The organism is Thauera sp. WH-1 (genome assembly GCF_047806685.1).
Lineage (GTDB): Bacteria > Pseudomonadota > Gammaproteobacteria > Burkholderiales > Rhodocyclaceae > Thauera.
The window spans coordinates 1-16,422 of sequence record NZ_JBLQGP010000039.1 but is presented as its reverse complement, the minus strand read 5'-3'; the positions used below and the strand labels follow the sequence as shown (position 1 = coordinate 16,422).

17 protein-coding genes are annotated in these 16,422 nt (G+C 64.0%); 2 read left to right on the top strand and 15 right to left on the bottom strand.

The features are described 5' to 3' along the window. Positions 1–155: 155 nt before the first annotated feature. The 5 genes from ilvN to fdxA all read right to left on the bottom strand — a co-directional run bounded on the left by ilvN (position 156) and on the right by fdxA (position 5,220). On the bottom strand, positions 156–473 hold the full coding sequence (gene ilvN, locus ACMV5O_RS20515; RefSeq protein WP_002923773.1) for an acetolactate synthase small subunit: 318 nt from the start codon (positions 471–473) through the stop codon (positions 156–158). Beyond that, positions 473–2,140 (bottom strand): acetolactate synthase large subunit, encoded by a 1,668-nt coding sequence (gene ilvB / locus ACMV5O_RS20510; RefSeq protein ID WP_416165186.1) that lies wholly within the window; start codon positions 2,138–2,140, stop codon positions 473–475. The genes ilvN and ilvB overlap by 1 nt, the downstream gene beginning before the upstream one ends. 319 nt (positions 2,141–2,459) lie before the next feature. Next, positions 2,460–4,124, bottom strand: a complete 1,665-nt coding sequence (locus ACMV5O_RS20505) for a long-chain-fatty-acid--CoA ligase (RefSeq protein ID WP_416165185.1) — start codon at positions 4,122–4,124, stop codon at positions 2,460–2,462. Between the two features lie 219 nt (positions 4,125–4,343). Continuing rightward, positions 4,344–4,796 carry a CBS domain-containing protein gene (locus tag ACMV5O_RS20500; protein WP_324537116.1) on the bottom strand — a complete coding sequence of 151 codons (453 nt, stop codon included), beginning with the start codon at positions 4,794–4,796 and terminating at the stop codon, positions 4,344–4,346. A gap of 100 nt (positions 4,797–4,896) precedes the next feature. After that, positions 4,897–5,220: a ferredoxin FdxA gene (gene fdxA / locus ACMV5O_RS20495; protein WP_324537114.1), complete on the bottom strand. Its 324-nt coding sequence runs from the start codon at positions 5,218–5,220 to the stop codon at positions 4,897–4,899. A gap of 362 nt (positions 5,221–5,582) precedes the next feature. Here fdxA and trxA point away from each other — a divergent pair, with 362 nt between their 5' ends. After that, positions 5,583–5,909 carry a thioredoxin TrxA gene (gene trxA / locus ACMV5O_RS20490; RefSeq protein WP_324537112.1) on the top strand — a complete coding sequence of 109 codons (327 nt, stop codon included), beginning with the start codon at positions 5,583–5,585 and terminating at the stop codon, positions 5,907–5,909. Between the two features lie 163 nt (positions 5,910–6,072). Continuing rightward, positions 6,073–7,347: a transcription termination factor Rho gene (rho, locus tag ACMV5O_RS20485; RefSeq protein ID WP_416165184.1), complete on the top strand. Its 1,275-nt coding sequence runs from the start codon at positions 6,073–6,075 to the stop codon at positions 7,345–7,347. Positions 7,348–7,455: 108 nt separating this feature from the next. On the opposite strand, the gene ACMV5O_RS20480 is transcribed toward rho, so the two are convergent. The 10 genes from ACMV5O_RS20480 to ACMV5O_RS20435 form a co-directional block, all read right to left on the bottom strand. Next, positions 7,456–8,313, bottom strand: coding sequence for a 3-hydroxybutyryl-CoA dehydrogenase (locus ACMV5O_RS20480; RefSeq protein ID WP_416165183.1), 858 nt, complete (start codon positions 8,311–8,313; stop codon positions 7,456–7,458). A gap of 259 nt (positions 8,314–8,572) precedes the next feature. Then, positions 8,573–9,016 carry a bacteriohemerythrin gene (locus tag ACMV5O_RS20475; protein ID WP_416165182.1) on the bottom strand — a complete coding sequence of 148 codons (444 nt, stop codon included), beginning with the start codon at positions 9,014–9,016 and terminating at the stop codon, positions 8,573–8,575. A gap of 41 nt (positions 9,017–9,057) precedes the next feature. Beyond that, positions 9,058–9,630 carry a hemerythrin domain-containing protein gene (locus ACMV5O_RS20470; protein ID WP_416165181.1) on the bottom strand — a complete coding sequence of 191 codons (573 nt, stop codon included), beginning with the start codon at positions 9,628–9,630 and terminating at the stop codon, positions 9,058–9,060. Between the two features lie 32 nt (positions 9,631–9,662). Next, positions 9,663–10,376 carry an ABC transporter ATP-binding protein gene (locus tag ACMV5O_RS20465; RefSeq protein ID WP_324537102.1) on the bottom strand — a complete coding sequence of 238 codons (714 nt, stop codon included), beginning with the start codon at positions 10,374–10,376 and terminating at the stop codon, positions 9,663–9,665. Further along, positions 10,369–11,145, bottom strand: a complete 777-nt coding sequence (locus tag ACMV5O_RS20460) for an ABC transporter ATP-binding protein (protein ID WP_324537100.1) — start codon at positions 11,143–11,145, stop codon at positions 10,369–10,371. The genes ACMV5O_RS20465 and ACMV5O_RS20460 overlap by 8 nt, the downstream gene beginning before the upstream one ends. Next, positions 11,142–12,107, bottom strand: coding sequence for a branched-chain amino acid ABC transporter permease (locus tag ACMV5O_RS20455; protein ID WP_416165180.1), 966 nt, complete (start codon positions 12,105–12,107; stop codon positions 11,142–11,144). Before ACMV5O_RS20455 ends, ACMV5O_RS20460 begins: the two co-directional genes overlap by 4 nt. A gap of 4 nt (positions 12,108–12,111) precedes the next feature. Continuing rightward, entirely contained in the window at positions 12,112–12,978 is an 867-nt protein-coding gene (locus tag ACMV5O_RS20450) for a branched-chain amino acid ABC transporter permease (protein ID WP_416165179.1), read from the bottom strand. 73 nt (positions 12,979–13,051) lie between these two features. Further along, positions 13,052–14,221 carry an ABC transporter substrate-binding protein gene (locus tag ACMV5O_RS20445; protein WP_416165178.1) on the bottom strand — a complete coding sequence of 390 codons (1,170 nt, stop codon included), beginning with the start codon at positions 14,219–14,221 and terminating at the stop codon, positions 13,052–13,054. A 240-nt stretch (positions 14,222–14,461) separates the two neighbouring features. After that, complete coding sequence (locus ACMV5O_RS20440) at positions 14,462–15,391, bottom strand: catechol 2,3-dioxygenase (RefSeq protein WP_416165177.1); 930 nt, start codon at positions 15,389–15,391, stop codon at positions 14,462–14,464. A 135-nt stretch (positions 15,392–15,526) separates the two neighbouring features. Next, positions 15,527–15,835 carry a 2Fe-2S iron-sulfur cluster-binding protein gene (locus tag ACMV5O_RS20435; RefSeq protein WP_324537089.1) on the bottom strand — a complete coding sequence of 103 codons (309 nt, stop codon included), beginning with the start codon at positions 15,833–15,835 and terminating at the stop codon, positions 15,527–15,529. Between the last annotated feature and the right edge of the window lie 587 nt (positions 15,836–16,422).

Sequence of the window (16,422 nt, the reverse complement as noted above, 5' to 3'; positions counted from 1 at the left end):
CGGGCGGAAGCGGCTCATGCTCTCAGGATCCGGGGGTGATGCGGTATTTTACAGGGAGTAGTCCGACAGGCTGCTAGCACGCGCACCCCGTCCCCTTCAGCCCGGCGCGCCTGGCCCAGACCGAGCGGCCAACCCCGGGGCGCCCAGCCAGCGCCTCAGTGGAAGAAGCTCTCCAGGCGCTCGAAGACCTCGTGCTCGGCACCATGGCGGCGCACAGCCAGCACGTCCTCGAGCTTCTCGACCTGGCGCACCATCTGCTCCAGACGCTGGTCGTCGAACACCAGCAGCCAGATGCGCGAGCGCTTGCCGTCCGACACCGGCATGCACAGGATGCCCTCGACGTTGAACGCCCGGCGTGCAAAGAGATTGCAGATGTGACTCATCACCCCGGGGTGGTTGTTCACATCGATTTCGAGAACGACCTTCGCGCAGCTGGTCTGCGGCAGCGGGTCGGCAACCTGTTCGATCATCATCAGCCTCCGATCATCTCGGTGTTGGCCGCACCCGGCGGCACCATGGGATAGACGAATTGCTCGCGGTCGATCGTCGCGTGGATCAGGCAGGGCCCGGGCGCACGCAAGGCCTCGGCCAGCGCGGCGCGCGGATCCTCGGCCTTGTCGAGGTCGAGCGCGGGCACGCCAAAGCCTTCGGCGATCTTCACGAAGTCGGGCTCGCTGCGGTACTTGGACGCAAACAGGCGCTTGCCGTAGAACAGCGTCTGCTGCTGATACACGAGACCCAGCGCGTTGTTGTTCATGAGCACGATCTTGACGTTCAGTCCCTCCTCGGCGAGCGTCGCGAGCTCCTGGATGTTCATCTTGAAGCTGCCATCGCCCGAGAAGCACACCACCGTGCGCTCCGGCTCGGCCAAGGCGGCGCCAATCGCGGTGGGCATGCCGAAGCCCATCGTGCCCAGGCCACCGGAGGTGAGCCACTGGCGCGGACGGCGGAAGGGATAGGCCTGGGCCACCCACATCTGATGCTGGCCGACGTCGGTGGCGATGATCGCGCTGTCGTCGAGCGTATCGGCCACGGCCTGGATGAGGCCGTAGTGACTGCGCGGATCCTCGATCCCGGGCAGCTGCATCGGGAAGCGCTGCTTCAGGCCATCGACCTGCGCCAGCCAGGACGTGCGCTTCGCGGCGTCGATGCGCGGCAGCAAGGCCTTGAGCGCAACCTGCACATCGGCATGAATGGCGATGTGCGCATTCTTGATCTTGTGCAGCTCGGAGCGGTCGACGTCGATGTGCACGATCTTCGCATTCGGACAGAACTGCGCCGCCCGGCCGATCGCGCGGTCGTCGAAGCGTGCGCCGACGCAGATCAGTACATCGGCCTCCTCGAGCACGAAATTGGTGTAGCGCGCGCCGTGCATGCCGAGCATGCCGATCGACAGCGGGTGATCCATCGGCATCGCACCGAGCGCCATCAGCGTCATCGTCGTCGGCAGCCCGCCCTGCTCCGCCAGTTGCACCGCGAGCGGCGCGGCACCGGAATGCACGACCCCGCCGCCGAGGTAAAGCACCGGCCGGGCGGCCTGGTTGATCATGCTGGCCGCCGCCTCGACGGCGGCCATGTCGAGCGCGGGCGGTGCGTCGGCCACCGCCGGCGACGGCAGTTCGTCGATCGTGATGAGCTGGTTCTGCACGTCCTTGGGCACGTCGATCAACACCGGACCGGGGCGGCCCGACATCGCGATGCGGAAGGCATCGGGAACGACTTCCAGCAACTCCTGCGCCGAGCGCACGAGGAAGTTGTGCTTGGTGATCGGCACCGTGATGCCGTAGATGTCGACCTCCTGAAACGCGTCGGTGCCGATCATCGCCTGCGGCACCTGGCCGGTGATGATCACCATCGGGATCGAATCGAGGCAGGCATCGGCGATCGCCGTCACCAGGTTGGTCGCACCGGGGCCGCTGGAGGCGATGCACACCTGCGGCACGCCCGACACACGGGACATGCCCTGCGCCATGAAGCCGGCGCCCTGCTCGTGCCGCGCCAGCACGTGGCGGATCAACTCGCTGCCCGACAGTGCATCGTAGAGCGGCAGGATCGCGCCGCCCGGAACGCCGGCGATAGTGCGCACGCCCTGGCGTTCGAGAAGACGCACGATCAGTTGCGCGCCAGTGAGTTGCATCATGTTGCTCTCCTTGTTTTCGGATTCAGCGGCGTGACCGGCGAGCCATAAAGCAAAACCCCCGCCGGCCTTGCGCGCCGACGGGGGTTTTTAATCCTGATGCTCGAGTGTTCTGTCCCGTTACGACGCGCGCCTACCTACGCTTACTACGCGTACTACGGCGACGACAGCGAACAGGCGGGCAGACAAATTCATGAGGTTGGAACCATCAATACTCGAGGAGTAGTGGCGGGATTCTACTGAGGAATGCGCGGCCGACACAAGAAACTTTTTTCGCCAACAGTTACATTTTCGCCAAGCTCCCGACCTTGCTGCGCCGCCCTCAGCCGGCATCCCTCAGTTCGCGGCGCAGGATCTTGCCGACGTTGCTCTTGGGCAGCTCGTCGCGGAACTCGACATGGTGCGGCACCTTGTAGGCAGTCAGACTCTCGCGACAGTGCGCAATCAGCGCCTCGGCCGTCAGCGCGGGATCCTTGCGCACCACGAAGACCTTCACCGCCTCGCCGCTGCGCTCGTCGGGCACGCCGATCGCGGCGACCTCGAGCACCCCGGGATGGCTCGCCACCACGTCCTCGACCTCGTTGGGATAGACGTTGAAACCCGACACCAGGATCATGTCCTTCTTGCGATCGACGAGCGTGATGAAGCCCCTGTCGTCGATCACCGCGATGTCGCCGGTCCGCAGGAAGCCGTCCGCGGTGAACATGCGCGCTGTCTCCTCAGGTCGGTTCCAGTAACCCGGCGTGACCTGCGGCCCACGCACACACAGCTCGCCGCGCTGACCAATGGGCTGTTCGTTGCCCTCGTCGTCCCGGATGCTGACCTCGGTCGACGGCACCGGCAGACCGATCGAATGATTGAACGCCTGCAGGTCGAGCGGATTGATCGCCACTGCGGGCGAGGTCTCGGTCAGCCCATAGGCTTCGATCAGGGAGACGCCGGTGACGCGCTTCCATTTCTCGGCCACCGCCTGCTGGACGGCCATGCCGCCCCCCAGCGCCACGTGCAGGGCAGAGAAATCGAGCTTGGCAAAATCGGGGTTGTTGAGCAGCGCATTGAACAGCGTGTTCACCCCCGTGATCGCGGTGAAGCGGTGCTGGCCGAGTTCCTTGACGAAACCGGGTATGTCGCGCGGATTGGTGATGAGGACGTTGGTCGCGCCGATCTTGAAGAAGGTGAGGCAGTTCGCGGTCAGCGAAAAGATGTGATAGAGCGGCAAGGCCGTGATGATGATCTCGCCCCCCTCCCGCACGCAGGGCTTGATCCAGGCATGTGCCTGCTGCAGGTTGGCGATGATGTTGCGATGGGTCAGCATCGCGCCCTTGGCAACGCCGGTGGTGCCGCCGGTGTATTGGAGGAAGGCGATGTCGTCGTGCCCGACCTCGACCGGCTGAAGTGTATGCCCTTCGCCCCGGCGCAGCGCATCGCCGAAGGTCATGGCGCCCGCCAGTGACCAGGCGGGCACCATCTTGCGTACCCTGCGCACGACGAAATTGACGATTGCGCCCTTCGGGAAACCGAGCATCTCGCCCAGACTGGTGACCACGACATGCCTGAGCGGCAGCCTGTCGCGGACCTGCTGCAGGGTATGAGCAAAGTTCTCGAGGATGACGATCGCCTCGGCCCCGGCGTCGCGCAACTGGTGCTCGAGCTCGCGCGCGGTGTAGAGCGGATTGACGTTGACGATCGTGCAGCCCGCGCGGAGCGCGCCGTACAGAGCCACCGGATACTGCAGCACGTTGGGCATCATGAGCGCAACGCGTGCACCCCGCGGCAGTTTCAGCTCATGCTGCAGGAAGGCACCGAAGCGCGCGCTCAGCGCATCGAGTTCGGCGTAGGTGATCGACTTGCCCATGCACACGAAGGCATCGCGCTCGGCGTACTGGGCCACGCTGCGCTCGAACAGATCCCCGAGCGAGCGAAACTGGCCGACATCGATCTCCGCCGGAACGCCCTCGGGATAGCTCTTCAGCCAGACTTTCTCCACGCTTCTTCCTCCTCTTGCTGGAAAACTGCAGGTCGGCACGATCGCCGACCCGCGCCGCCCTCCCAAGGCGCAGAGCCCGCCGCAATAGGCGCGCCCGTTCAATTCCAACGCGGTCGCACCCGCTTATTGTGTGCGGATGTCGACAGGACGAAGCGCACTTCGTCACGGAGGTGTGGCGGCGCGACCGCCACCGGCCGGAGCCTGCGCTCAGGCCTCGATTCAGCGTTCCGCTTCGTCGGCCTCCGGCCAGTTGCGGATGTAGTTCTTCAACATGCGGTTCTCGAAGCTCTGTTCCTCGAGCACGGCCTTGGCCACGTCATGGAAGCTGACCACGCCGAGCAGGGTCTGGCCCTCCATCACCGGCAGGTAGCGCTGGTGGTGCTCGACCATCAGACGCCGCAGCTCGTCCATCTCCATGTTGGGCGAGGCGACCATCGGCGCGCGCAACATCACCTCGTCGACGGTCAGCGCCTGCCAGTCGGCGCCCCCCTTCTGCACGGCTTGGAGAACCTGGCGGAAGGTGAGCATGCCGACCATCTCTCCATGCGAGAAGACGACGAGCGAACCGACATCCTGCTCGTTCATGATCTCCACCGCTTCCGCAATGCGCCTGTTCGGGGAAATGGTGAAAAGCACCTTGCCCTTGATCGCGAGAATCTCGCTCACCAGCATGTCGATCTCCGTGCCGTGTCGGTTTCAGTAGTTGGGTTCGTGTGCCATCTTATTGCATCGTGCTAGGGCCGCAAAGCACGCCAGGGCGCGCGCTGCGGCCTCAGCGCACGAGCTGATCGAGCTTGTCCTTGACCTTTGCCCAATCCTCGGCGTCAGGCAGGGGGTCCTTGCGTTCGACAATCGGCTTCCAGGTCTTGGACAGTTCGGCGTTGAGGGCAATGAAATGCTGCTGCGCCTGCGGCACGTCGTCCTCGGCGAAGATCGCCTCGACCGGGCACTCGGCCACGCACAAGGTGCAGTCGATGCACTCCTCCGGGTCGATGACGAGGAAGTTCGGTCCCTCGCGGAAGCAGTCGACGGGGCACACGTCGACGCAGTCGGTGTATTTGCAGCGGATACAGCTTTCAGTCACGACATAGGTCATCGCACAGTCTCCATGGGCTCGAGCCACCCCCCGGTGCGCGATGGGTGGCAGACCCCGAATATAGTCCAGCCGTTTGCCTTTTTGCCACGTCTGCACGCGCCGCACCGATAAACCGACGCGATTCCCTTGACGACGACGCGTCCTTCGAATAAGTTTCGTCAAAATTTCTTCACGGAGGGGGCCCTCCCCTCCGCAGACCGTCCGCCCCGCCTGTTTCTGACGACCCCGTTTCAATGCGCGTGATCGGGTGCATGTCTGCAAGCCGGTCGGGGGCGTGAGCGGTCCTTTCCCTTACCCCCGCAGTACCAGGCAACGAAGTCCGCGACTATCGTTTACACCCGCTAGCCTTTCAGTGAGGAATCATGAGCGAGCATATTCACTATGTGACGGACGGCAACTTCGACGCCGAAGTGCTGCAGTCCCAAACCCCCGTGCTGGTCGATTACTGGGCCGAGTGGTGCGGTCCGTGCAAGATGATCGCACCCATCCTTGACGATGTCGCCAAGGACTACGCCGGCAAGCTCAAGGTCGCCAAGCTCAACATCGACGAGAACCAGGAAACGCCGGCGAAATACGGCATTCGTGGTATTCCGACGCTGATGCTGTTCAAGGGTGGCAACGTCGAGGCGACCAAAGTGGGCGCCCTTTCCAAATCTCAACTGACCGCCTTCATTGACAGCAACATCTAAGCCGGACCAGGCTCCGGCCCGTTCTCGCGGTTCCTCGCGCGCCCGTCGCCGCGGCGCGCGCAATCGCGACGGTAATCCCCCCCAGAATTCGCAGCCCGAAGACGACCTGTTCGACGTCGAAAACGCGGGCGAGGAAGGCGCTTCCTCGTCAGTGCGCTCGGACGTGCCCGCCCTTCACCTGTCCGAACTCAAGGCCCTGCATGTCAGCGAACTGCTGCAGATGGCCGTCGAGAACAACGTGGAAGGTGCGAACAGGCTGCGCAAGCAGGAACTCGTATTCGCGCTGCTGCGCAACCGTGCCCGCAGGGGCGAACCGATCTGTGGCGACGGCGCACTCGAAGTGCTGCCTGACGGTTTCGGCTTCCTGCGCTCTCCTGACACCTCCTACCTCGCGGGCACGGACGACATCTACGTGTCGCCCTCGCAGATCCGGCGCTTCAACCTGCGCACCGGCGACACCATCGAGGGCGAGATCCGCACGCCCAAGGATGGCGAGCGCTACTTCGCGCTGACCAAGCTCGACAAGATCAATGGTCGGCCGCCCGAGGAGTGCAAGAGCAAGATCCTGTTCGAGAACCTGACGCCGCTGCATCCGCAGGAGTGCTTCAAGCTCGAACGCGACATCCGTGGCGAGGAGAACATCACCAGCCGCGTGATCGACATGATCGCGCCGATCGGCAAGGGTCAGCGCGGCCTGCTCGTCGCACCGCCCAAGAGCGGCAAGACGGTCATGCTGCAGCACATCGCCCACGCCATCGCGACCAACCACCCCGAGGTCGCGCTCATCGTGCTGCTGATCGACGAGCGTCCGGAAGAAGTCACGGAAATGCAGCGCTCGGTGAAGGGCGAGGTCGTAGCCTCCACCTTCGACGAGCCGGCCACCCGCCACGTGCAGGTCGCCGAGATGGTGATCGAGAAGGCCAAGCGCCTGACCGAGCACAAGCGTGACGTGGTGATCCTGCTCGACTCGCTCACGCGACTGGCGCGCGCCTATAACACCGTGGTGCCGGCCTCCGGCAAGGTGCTCACCGGCGGTGTCGATGCCAACGCCTTGCAGAAACCGAAACGCTTCTTCGGTGCCGCGCGCAACATCGAGGAAGGCGGCTCGCTGACCATCATCGCCACCGCGCTGATCGACACCGGCAGCCGCATGGACGACGTGATCTACGAGGAGTTCAAGGGCACCGGCAACATGGAGCTCCACCTCGACCGGCGCATGGCGGAAAAGCGTGTTTACCCGGCGATCAACGTCAACCGCTCCGGCACCCGCCGCGAGGAGTTGCTGCTCAAGTCCGACGTGTTGCAGAAGATGTGGATCCTGCGCAAGCTCCTGTACGGCATGGACGACATCGACGCGATGGAATTCCTGCTCGACAAGATCAAGGCCACCAAGAGCAACGCCGAGTTCTTCGACGCGATGCGTTCGGGCCGCGGCTGATCAGCACCGTCCTGCCCCGCATCAACACAAACGCCACCGTCGAGGTGGCGTTTGTGTTGATGCGCCAGGCGGCCGTCCGACAAAGGAGCGGCCGCCTTCAGGCCGCGCTCACTTGGCCGGATATTCGAAGAAGCCCTTGCCGCTCTTGCGCCCGAGGTAGCCCGCCTCCAGCATCTCGACCAGCAGCGGCGCCGGACGATACTTCGGATCCTTGGTGCCTTCGTACAGCACCTGCATCACGGCCAGCTCCACATCGAGACCGATGAGGTCGCACAGCGCCAGCGGACCGATCGGATGGTTGCAGCCCAGCTTCATCGCCTCATCGATCTCGGCCGCCGTCGCGAGGCCCTCGCCGAGCGCAAACACGGCCTCGTTGATCATCGGGCACAGCATGCGGTTGACGACGAAGCCCGGGCTGTTCTTGACCTTGATTGGCGCCTTGCCGATCGACTTCGCCAGCTCCTCGACCGCGGTATAGGTGGCGGCGGAGGTCTGCAGACCGTTGATCAGCTCGACCAGCGCCATCAAGGGCACCGGATTGAAGAAGTGCATGCCGATGACCTGGCCCGGCCGCTTGGTGCCGGCGGCGAGCCGTGTGATCGAGATCGACGAGGTGTTGCTGGCGAGAATGGTGTCGGGCTTGGTCAGCTCGTCGAGTTCGGCAAAGATCTTGAGCTTGAGATTCACGTTCTCGCTGGCCGCCTCGATGACGAGATCGCAGTCGGCCAGGGCAGCAAGCGAGGTCGCGGTCGTGATGTGCGCCATGGCGGCGGACTTCTGCTCGGCGCTCATCTTCTCCTTCTTCACCAGACGATCCAGGCTCGTGCTGATGGTGTCGATGCCACGTTGGACCTGGGCCTCACCCACGTCCATCATCACCACCTCGCGCCCCGCCACGGCGAAGGCCTGGCTGATGCCGTTACCCATCGTGCCCGCACCCACCACACCGATCTTGCCGATACCCATCGTGTCCACTCTCCTGACTGGTTAGGGAAAACGCTTCCGGCCGGCGCGGCATCTCCCGCTCCGTACCGATGCGTATGCTCAACGACTCTAGCGGATTATCGCAGCCAGCACCAGTACGATGACCGGCGGGAGGCAGCAAAAAAAGGCCCGCCGAAGCGGGCCAAACCCGAAATCCATCCCGCACCGCCAACGGAGACGGTGCAGGAGGCAACCACGACAGAACGTGATTTCGGGGGAGGGAGATGTATCAAGCCGGTGTTCAACGGTTCTTTGCGGTCTCGCGCCGAAAGACCAGCGGCGCGCCGCCATGCGAGCGCTTCACCATCCATAGCGCCAGCGCGGAGTCCATGTAGTCCGCATGACCGGGGAACCACTCCATCAGCGCGACAGCCAGTTCGCGGACGACCTCGACATTGCCCTCGGCGAGCAGTTGCTGGACTTCGCGCACCGAGGCGAGCACCTTGTCATGCTCATCGACATGGCAGTCGCGCGCCGGAAAACCGTCGGCTTCCATCCAGCTGTTTTCCTGCGCGAAATGGTCCTCTGCGTGCGCCGCGAAGGCATCGAGCGCCGCCGGCAACTGTGCATCGTCGACCGTCAACAAGGCGTTGACCAGGCTGACGAACTCCCGATGGGTGTCGTCCATCGCGTTGTAGCCCAGCAAGTAACGATCGTCCCAGTCGAATCCTGCGTGTTCGGTCATGCCCTTAACTCTCCACAATTGCCGGCGCCCGCGCCCAAAGTTCAGCCGCCAAGGCCTACTGGCGCGGGTGCCATGTTGACGATCTTCGTAAACAAGGCCCGGTACTCACCGGCCGCGCCTTCCCACGGGTTCTGGTTGCCCAGAAAGGCGGCGTCGATCTCGGCCCAATCTTCAACGGTCAGGTGCGCCTTGGCAAGCGGGAAGAGCTCGCGCTCCTCGGTGTTCATGTGCCGCCATTCCTGCTCGATGTAGGTCTTGAGCGCCTCGTAATAGCCCGTGAAGCCCGCCTCGCCCTGCTGTCTGTAGTTGGCCAGCGCAGCGCGCAGCGCGTTGATGCGCGCCTCACCCTGGCGGTGATCCTCCTCCAGGCGCTCGATCACCGGCAGCGCTTCGGCGCTGCGCAGGCGCAGCTTGGCAAACAGATACTGGTCTTCCTTCGGGTGGTGCACCTTCTCGGGAACCTTGTCGATGTATTCGACCATGGACTCGAGCAGGTCGTAGTCCGGCTTCAGGCGCCCGGCCTCGATGTTGCTGGCGATCGTGCGCAGGCCGCTGAGCATGGCGGCAAGGGCACGATGCTCATCGTGGATGATGTCGAGTGACTTGATGTTCATGGCATGAGCTTCCTGCAATGTCGCGTCCTGAATCAGACGCCGAGGTGCTTCTGGATCAGTTCGGGCTTGGCGCGGATTTCCTCGCTACTGCCATCGAACACGACTTCGCCCTTGACCAGGATCATCGCGCGATCGCAGATGCTGGTCACCGCGCTGTGGTTCTTGTCCACGATCACGGTGGCGATACCGGTCTTGCGGATCTCCTTGACGATACGCCAGATCTCCATCGCGATCAGCGGCGCCAGGCCCTCTGTCGCCTCATCGAGGATCAGCAGGTCCGGGTTGGTCATCAGCGCGCGGCCGATGGTCAGCATCTGCTGCTCGCCGCCCGACAGCTGCCAGCCGCCATTGTTGATCCGTTCGCCCAGGCGCGGGAAGGTTTCCATCACGCGATCGAAGGTCCACTCGCGCCGCCCGTCGATGCCGGCGCGGGCCGACATCAGCAGGTTCTCACGCACGGTGAGGCTCTTGAAGATGCCGCGCCCCTCGGGCACGTAGGCGATGCCCTGCTGGGCCGTCTGGTAGGTGCGCGCCTTGGTGTAGTCGTCGCCGCGCACCAGCACGCGACCGTGGCGCGGACGCACCAGGCCGAGCATGCTCTTGATCAGCGTCGACTTGCCCATGCCGTTGCGGCCCATGAGCGCAATGCCCTCGCCTTCGCGGATGTGGAAGTCGATGCCGTGCAGGATGTGGCTCGCGCCGTAATAGGTGTGAACTTCCTTGGCTTCGAGCAGCATGTTAGACATGGAAGCTGTCCTCCGTACCCAGATAGGCCTGCTGGACGGCCACGCTGGCCTTGATCTGCGCGGGCGGGCCGCACTCCAGCAGTTGCCCGTTGACCATCACCGTGATCATGTCGGCGACCGCGAACACCGCGTCCATGTCGTGCTCGACGAGCAGGATGCCGCGCGTCTGGCGCAGGCGCTTGAGCACCTCGACCATGCTCGCCGACTCTTCCGAACCCATGCCGGCCAGCGGCTCATCGAGCAGCAGCACCTGCGCATCGGTGGCCAGCACCATGGCGATCTCGAGCTGGCGTTGTTCGCCGTGACTCAGCACACCCGACACCCAGTCCACACGCTTGCCCAGGCCGGCCTCGTCGATGCAGGCGCGCGCCTTCTCCAGCGCCCACTTCGCCTCCATGGCCTTGCTGAAGATACGCCACGGTTCCTGACGGCGCGACTGCGCGGCGAGACGCACGTTCTCCAGCACCGAGAACTGCGGAAAGATATTGGTGCGCTGGTAGCTGCGCCCGATCCCCACTTGCGATCGCTGCGCCGCAGTGAGCTTGGTGATGTCCTTGCCCTTGTAGTGGACCGTGCCCTCGGAGGGCGGCAGGTCACCCGACAGCATGTTGATGCAGGTGGACTTCCCTGCCCCGTTGGGGCCGAGCAGCACGTGGATCATGCCGCGCTCGAGGGTGACGTCGATATCCTGGTTGGCGACCAGGCCGCCGAAGCGGCGGGTGAGCTTGGTCGCCTGCAACAGCACTTCTTTTTGACTCGGCTGGCTCATTTTGCCTCACCTCCCTGCAGGGCGCGCTTGATGCGGCCCGGAATCGCAGTCAGACCACCTGGCAGGAACAGCACCAGCGCCACGATCACGCTGCCCATCAGCAATTGCCAGTACTTGGTGATATCGGCGAAGAACTCGCGCATCGCCTCGAAAGCGAAGGCCCCGAGAACAGCGCCCGCCAGATTGCCCATGCCACCCAGGATCACCATCAGCAGCACGTTGCCGGACTCGTGCCAGGACAGCAGCTCCGGCGTCACGAAGCCGAACAGGACCGCGTACAGGAAGCCGGCGACACCGCCCAGCGCCCCGGCGAGGGTGAAAGCTGCGAGCTTGTAGCCGTAGGTGAAGTAGCCCAGCGACTGCATGCGGTGCTCGTTGCTCTTGATGCCCATCAGCACCCGCCCGAAGGGCGATTGCAGCACGCGGTGCAGAAACAGATACACCAGCAACATCATGACGAGCACGAAGTAGAACATGTGGAGCTCGTTGTCGAGATCGAACGGAACCCAGCTACCGATCGCCGCCGACGGCCTGGCATCGACATACACGCCGTCCGAACCACCGCCCAGCGGGGTGTCGTGGAAGACGAAGTAGGCCATCTGCGCGAAGGCCAGCGTCACCATGATGAAGTAGATGCCCTTGGTGCGAATGACGAAGAAGCCGATCACCAGGGCCGCCGCAGCCGACAGCAGGATCGCCGCCGGTAGCGCCAGCCACAGGCTCAGCTGGCCGAACTTGGCCGTCAGCAGCGCCACCGAGTAGGCCGCGATGCCGAAATAGGCCGCGTGGCCGAAACTCACCAGGCCGGTGAAGCCGACCAGCAGGTCCAGGCTCATGGCGAAGATCGCCATCAACAGCATCTTCGCGACCAGCTCGACGTAGAAGGACTCGCCCGACAGCGGGACACAGGCGATCGCGACGATCGCGATCAGCTTGAGGATGAGGGAAGCTTGTGCGTTCATGGTCTCAGCCCTTCTTCAGAATGCCTTCAGGGCGCCACAGCAGCACGACGGCCATGACCAGATAGACGATCATCCCGGAGATCTCGGGCAGCAGCACCTTGCCGAAGGTGTCGGCAAAACCCACGATCAGTGCGGCAACCAGCGCGCCCCAGACCGAGCCGATACCGCCGATGACCACGATCACGAAGGAGATGATCAGCACGTGGCTCCCCATGTTCGGGAACACCGACGAGATCGGTGCGGCGAGCATGCCGGCCAGCGCGGCGAGCGCGACGCCGAGCGCAAACACGACGCGGTAGATCATGTTGATGTTGATGCCCAGGGCCTCGACCATGGTGCGATCGTCGTTGCCGGCGCGGATCATCATGCCCAGGCGGGTGCGCTGGATGACGTAGTACAAGGCGACCGCCAGCACGATACAGACCACGGAGATCGCCAGGCGATACACCGGGTAGCTCATCACCTCGGTAAGCTGGATCGACACATCGAGGAAGGCCGGGATGGCCACGCCATGCACGTCGTCACCGACCAGCAGGCTGCGCAACTGCTCGAAGATCAGGATGAGGCCGTATGTCAGCAGCACCTGCTCAAGGTGGTCGCGCTTGTAAAGGTGCGAAAACAGTGCCCACTCCAGGAAGGCACCGAACAGCAGCGCCAGCGGAATGCCGAGCGCGATTGCCAGCACCAGGCTGCCGGTGGCGCTGGTGAGCACGAAGGCGAGATAGGCGCCGATCATGTAGAAACTACCGTGCGCCAGATTGATGATCCCCATGATGCCGAACACCAGCGTCAGACCGCTTGCCACCAGAAAGAGCAGCAAACCGTACTGCAGCGAGTTCAGCACCTGGATCAGGAAGCTTGCGAAATCCATGGCTGTCCCCCGTCCGGCAGGCGCGAGCCTGCCGGGACGACAAATGCGTTAGAAGGGTGCGAAAGCGGGGCGCTTACATGTTGCAGCCGCGTGCCGGGTCCTCGAGACCGGCGGACACGACTTCGACGACCACGTTCTTGCCGTCCTTCACCTCGCGCAGGTAGATGTCCTGCACCGGGTTATGCGCCTTCGACAGCGTGAAGCTGCCGCGCGGGCTGTCGATGGTGGCCGAGCGGATGCCCTTGATGATGTCGTCGAGCTTGGACGGGTCGCCGTTGGACGCCTTCAGGCCGGCGTGGTACATCTGCGCGGCGTCGTAGCCCTGAACGGCATAGACGTCCGGCTGCGCCTTGTAGGCGGCGGCGTAACCGGTACGGAAGGCGTTGTCGCGGTCGGTGTTGAGGCCGTCGGCGTAGTGCAGCGTGGTCTGCAGGCCTTCGCCCGCGCCGCCCATGGCAGCGACGTCCTCGCTCAGGAAGCCCGGGCCGTACAGCGGGATGCTGCCCTTCAGGCCCGCAGCGGCATAGTCGCTGACGAACTTGGCCGCGCCGGCGCCGGCGAAGAAGACGAACACCGCATCAGGCTTGAGCGCGGCGATCTCGGTGAGGAAGGGCTGGAACTCGACGTTCGGGAAGGGCAGGCTCATGTCCTTGACGATCTTGCCGCCGCCCTTGGTGAAGCCCTCGGTGAAGCCCTCGACCGACTCGGTGCCGAAGGAATACTTCCAAGCCAGGGTGACGACGTTCTTGACGCCGCGCTTGGCGAGCGCCTCGCCCATCGCGTAGGACGGCTGCCAGGCCGAGAAGGAAGAACGGAACACGTAGGGCGAGCACTGCGCGCCGGTGATCTCATTGGCGCCGGCGTTGGGCACGATCATCAGCGTCTTGGTGTTGGCGGCGACGCGCGCGGCGGCCAGCGCAACGCCCGAGTGCACCGAGCCGATCAGCACATCGACCTTGTCGCGGGTGACTAGGCGGCGGGCGATCTCGGTGGCACGCGCCGGGTTGGACTCGTCGTCGACAACCACATACTCCACCTCGCGGCCGGCGAGTTTGCCGTCGTTCTCGGCGACGTACTGCTTAAAGCCGTTGGTGATATTGTTGCCCAGCGCGGCGAAGGTGCCCGTGTAGGGCAGCATCAGGCCAACCTTGACCTTGTCCTGGGCAAGGGCGGAGCCCATGCCGACGGCAGCCAGGGCGGTACCCAGCACGACGTTACGAACGAATTTGACCTGCTTTTCCATTTGTCTCCTCCTTTGGAGCATTGCTGATGACACGGCACGCTTGCGACGACACCCGACCCAGGGTCGGCATCGCGCGAGCAGAAATCAGGGTGTGGGTGCGCGAATGCGCAGGCTCGAAGGGGACTGGAAGGACGCGCTGATGTCGCCCTGCACTGCCCGATCCCCTCCGTCAGGCCGCGGAGGGGTATTGTTGTACGTCGGCCGCCCCGTCCCGGACGAGGCGGCGTGCGTGAAGCAGGATCAGGTCACCACGCTCAGGAAACGCTCGTTGAGCTTGCGGTCGTGGTAGAAGATCGCCGGCCCGACCTGGTCGAAGGTCCAGGTGATCGGCGCATGATCCGGATAGCTCTCGTAGCCGCCAGCGAAGGTCTCGAAACGGTTGCCCGAGGGGTCGAAGGCGTAGATCGTGGTGCCGCGTGTGATGCCGTGGCGGGTCGGTCCGATGTCGATCGACACGCGGTTCATCGACATGAGGTCGGCTGCGCGCAACACCTGCTCCCAGCTGCCCAGCAGGAAGGACAGGTGGTGCAGCTTGCCCGGCTCGGGGTGGGCTACGAAGGCGAGGTCGTGCGCCTTGTGCGAGCACGAGATGAAGGTGGCCAGCAGCGCCTTGCCATCCTCCATCAGCACGCGCTCGACGAGGTGGAAGCCCAGCACTTCGGTGAACAGCTTGAGGTTCTCCTCGAGGTTCGGGCCGTAGAGCAGACAGTGGTCGAAGCGATGCGGCGCGATGCCGTGCTCGGAGGCAGGAATCCACGGATCCGGGTTGGTGTAGGGCTGGCCATTGCCGACGTCGGTCTTGTCGGCGTACAGCTCCATCACGTGGCCGGTCGGGATCGTGAAGCGCACGCGCTCACCGGTCTCCAGCAGTTCGCCGGCGGCGATGCGCTCGGTGGCAACGCCATAGGCCTGCAGGTCCTTGTCGAGCTGCTCGAGGGTGGCCTTGTCCTTGACCTTGAAGCCGATCAGATCCACGCCGGCACGGTCGGCCTGGCGCAGGATCACGCTGTTGTGGTCGCGCTCGTCCCAGGCCTTGAAGTACACACGGCCCGCCGCATCACGGCCCGTCTCCACCAGACCGAGCACGTTCTTGTAGAACTCGACGCTTTCGTCCAGATCGAGCACGCGCAGTTGGATGTGCCCAGGACGCATTACACCGGTTGTAGCCATTTCAACTCCTCATAGTCGGGGTTTGCGGATTCGGGCCCCGTGCATCGAAGCCAGGCCCAGCTTCCGCCACACACTGTCGGATCTCAGCCCCGTCCGCAATCGCAGCTCGGACTCGACCCCACAATTCTCGGCGCCTCAGGCGCACACGTTCTTCTTCATCTTGCCAATCACGGCCAGCGTGATATCGGTCAGCGGACGGACTCGGCAGGCGAGCACGATCGACTGCGCCTCTTCCTCCGCGCTGATGTATTCGCGGCTCATGACCCGTTTCTGGAACTCGCCTTCGCGGACGTGGATCTTGCACACGCCGCAGCCACCGCCGCGACACCCCACCGGAATGCCGCGCTTGGCCAGCCGCTCCATGCCGGACAGCAGGGATTCGTCGGGCCTGCAGCGATAGACCTCGCCGGTATCCTCGATCGTGACGTTGAAGTAGGTGCTCATGCGCGCACTCCATCCTGAATGCCGCCCTGGCGCCATTGATCGCAATGGCCGCCGGCGGGCGCAGAAGCAAGCGTCGCCTTGGAAGTAATGCGGTGCGCGCAGAATCGCGTCGAAGAAAAGGCTGCACAGCGAGCATGAACAGTGGCACCGGTCAGCGGGCAGCGACCCGCAAAACCCTGATGACGCCCGGCATTCCGGGCACACCCCATTCCCCGCAAATTCCTTGCAGCAGCCATTCCCGCATGTCTCCGTTGGTATCTATTTATAGCCCCCGGCGCTGGCGGGCGCCGGCCGGAAGCGGTATGGGGTGGAGATTAGGGTCAGGAGCCCCCCTGCAATATCCAGTTTCTGCACAATGCTTATCCGCTTTGTGCAATAAAAGCCGCTGCACAGAGTGGATAGCGATCGTGCAGAAACTGGATATTTCGCCCCTCGCGTCCTACCTACGATGCGGGCTCCGCTCAAACAACATCGGAGACCTCGGCGATGATCACCACTGAGTACCTGGATACCCTGATCCAGAAGGACAAGGCGAAAGGCCTGTTCCGCTGCAAGCGCGAAATGTTCACCAGCCGCGAGCTGTTCGA

Excerpts from the sequence above, each read along its gene's own strand:
- ilvN (WP_002923773.1), bottom strand. The coding sequence starts at position 473 with ATGATGATCGAACAGGTTGCCGACCCGCTGCCGCAGACCAGCTGCGCG.
- ilvB (WP_416165186.1), bottom strand. The coding sequence starts at position 2,140 with ATGATGCAACTCACTGGCGCGCAACTGATCGTGCGTCTTCTCGAACGC.
- ACMV5O_RS20500 (WP_324537116.1), bottom strand. The coding sequence starts at position 4,796 with ATGCTGGTGAGCGAGATTCTCGCGATCAAGGGCAAGGTGCTTTTCACC.
- fdxA (WP_324537114.1), bottom strand. The coding sequence starts at position 5,220 with ATGACCTATGTCGTGACTGAAAGCTGTATCCGCTGCAAATACACCGAC.
- trxA (WP_324537112.1), top strand. The coding sequence starts at position 5,583 with ATGAGCGAGCATATTCACTATGTGACGGACGGCAACTTCGACGCCGAA.
- ACMV5O_RS20480 (WP_416165183.1), bottom strand. The coding sequence starts at position 8,313 with ATGGGTATCGGCAAGATCGGTGTGGTGGGTGCGGGCACGATGGGTAAC.
- ACMV5O_RS20475 (WP_416165182.1), bottom strand. The coding sequence starts at position 9,016 with ATGACCGAACACGCAGGATTCGACTGGGACGATCGTTACTTGCTGGGC.
- ACMV5O_RS20470 (WP_416165181.1), bottom strand. The coding sequence starts at position 9,630 with ATGAACATCAAGTCACTCGACATCATCCACGATGAGCATCGTGCCCTT.
- ACMV5O_RS20465 (WP_324537102.1), bottom strand. The coding sequence starts at position 10,376 with ATGTCTAACATGCTGCTCGAAGCCAAGGAAGTTCACACCTATTACGGC.
- ACMV5O_RS20460 (WP_324537100.1), bottom strand. The coding sequence starts at position 11,145 with ATGAGCCAGCCGAGTCAAAAAGAAGTGCTGTTGCAGGCGACCAAGCTC.
- ACMV5O_RS20455 (WP_416165180.1), bottom strand. The coding sequence starts at position 12,107 with ATGAACGCACAAGCTTCCCTCATCCTCAAGCTGATCGCGATCGTCGCG.
- ACMV5O_RS20450 (WP_416165179.1), bottom strand. The coding sequence starts at position 12,978 with ATGGATTTCGCAAGCTTCCTGATCCAGGTGCTGAACTCGCTGCAGTAC.
- ACMV5O_RS20445 (WP_416165178.1), bottom strand. The coding sequence starts at position 14,221 with ATGGAAAAGCAGGTCAAATTCGTTCGTAACGTCGTGCTGGGTACCGCC.
- ACMV5O_RS20440 (WP_416165177.1), bottom strand. The coding sequence starts at position 15,391 with ATGGCTACAACCGGTGTAATGCGTCCTGGGCACATCCAACTGCGCGTG.
- ACMV5O_RS20435 (WP_324537089.1), bottom strand. The coding sequence starts at position 15,835 with ATGAGCACCTACTTCAACGTCACGATCGAGGATACCGGCGAGGTCTAT.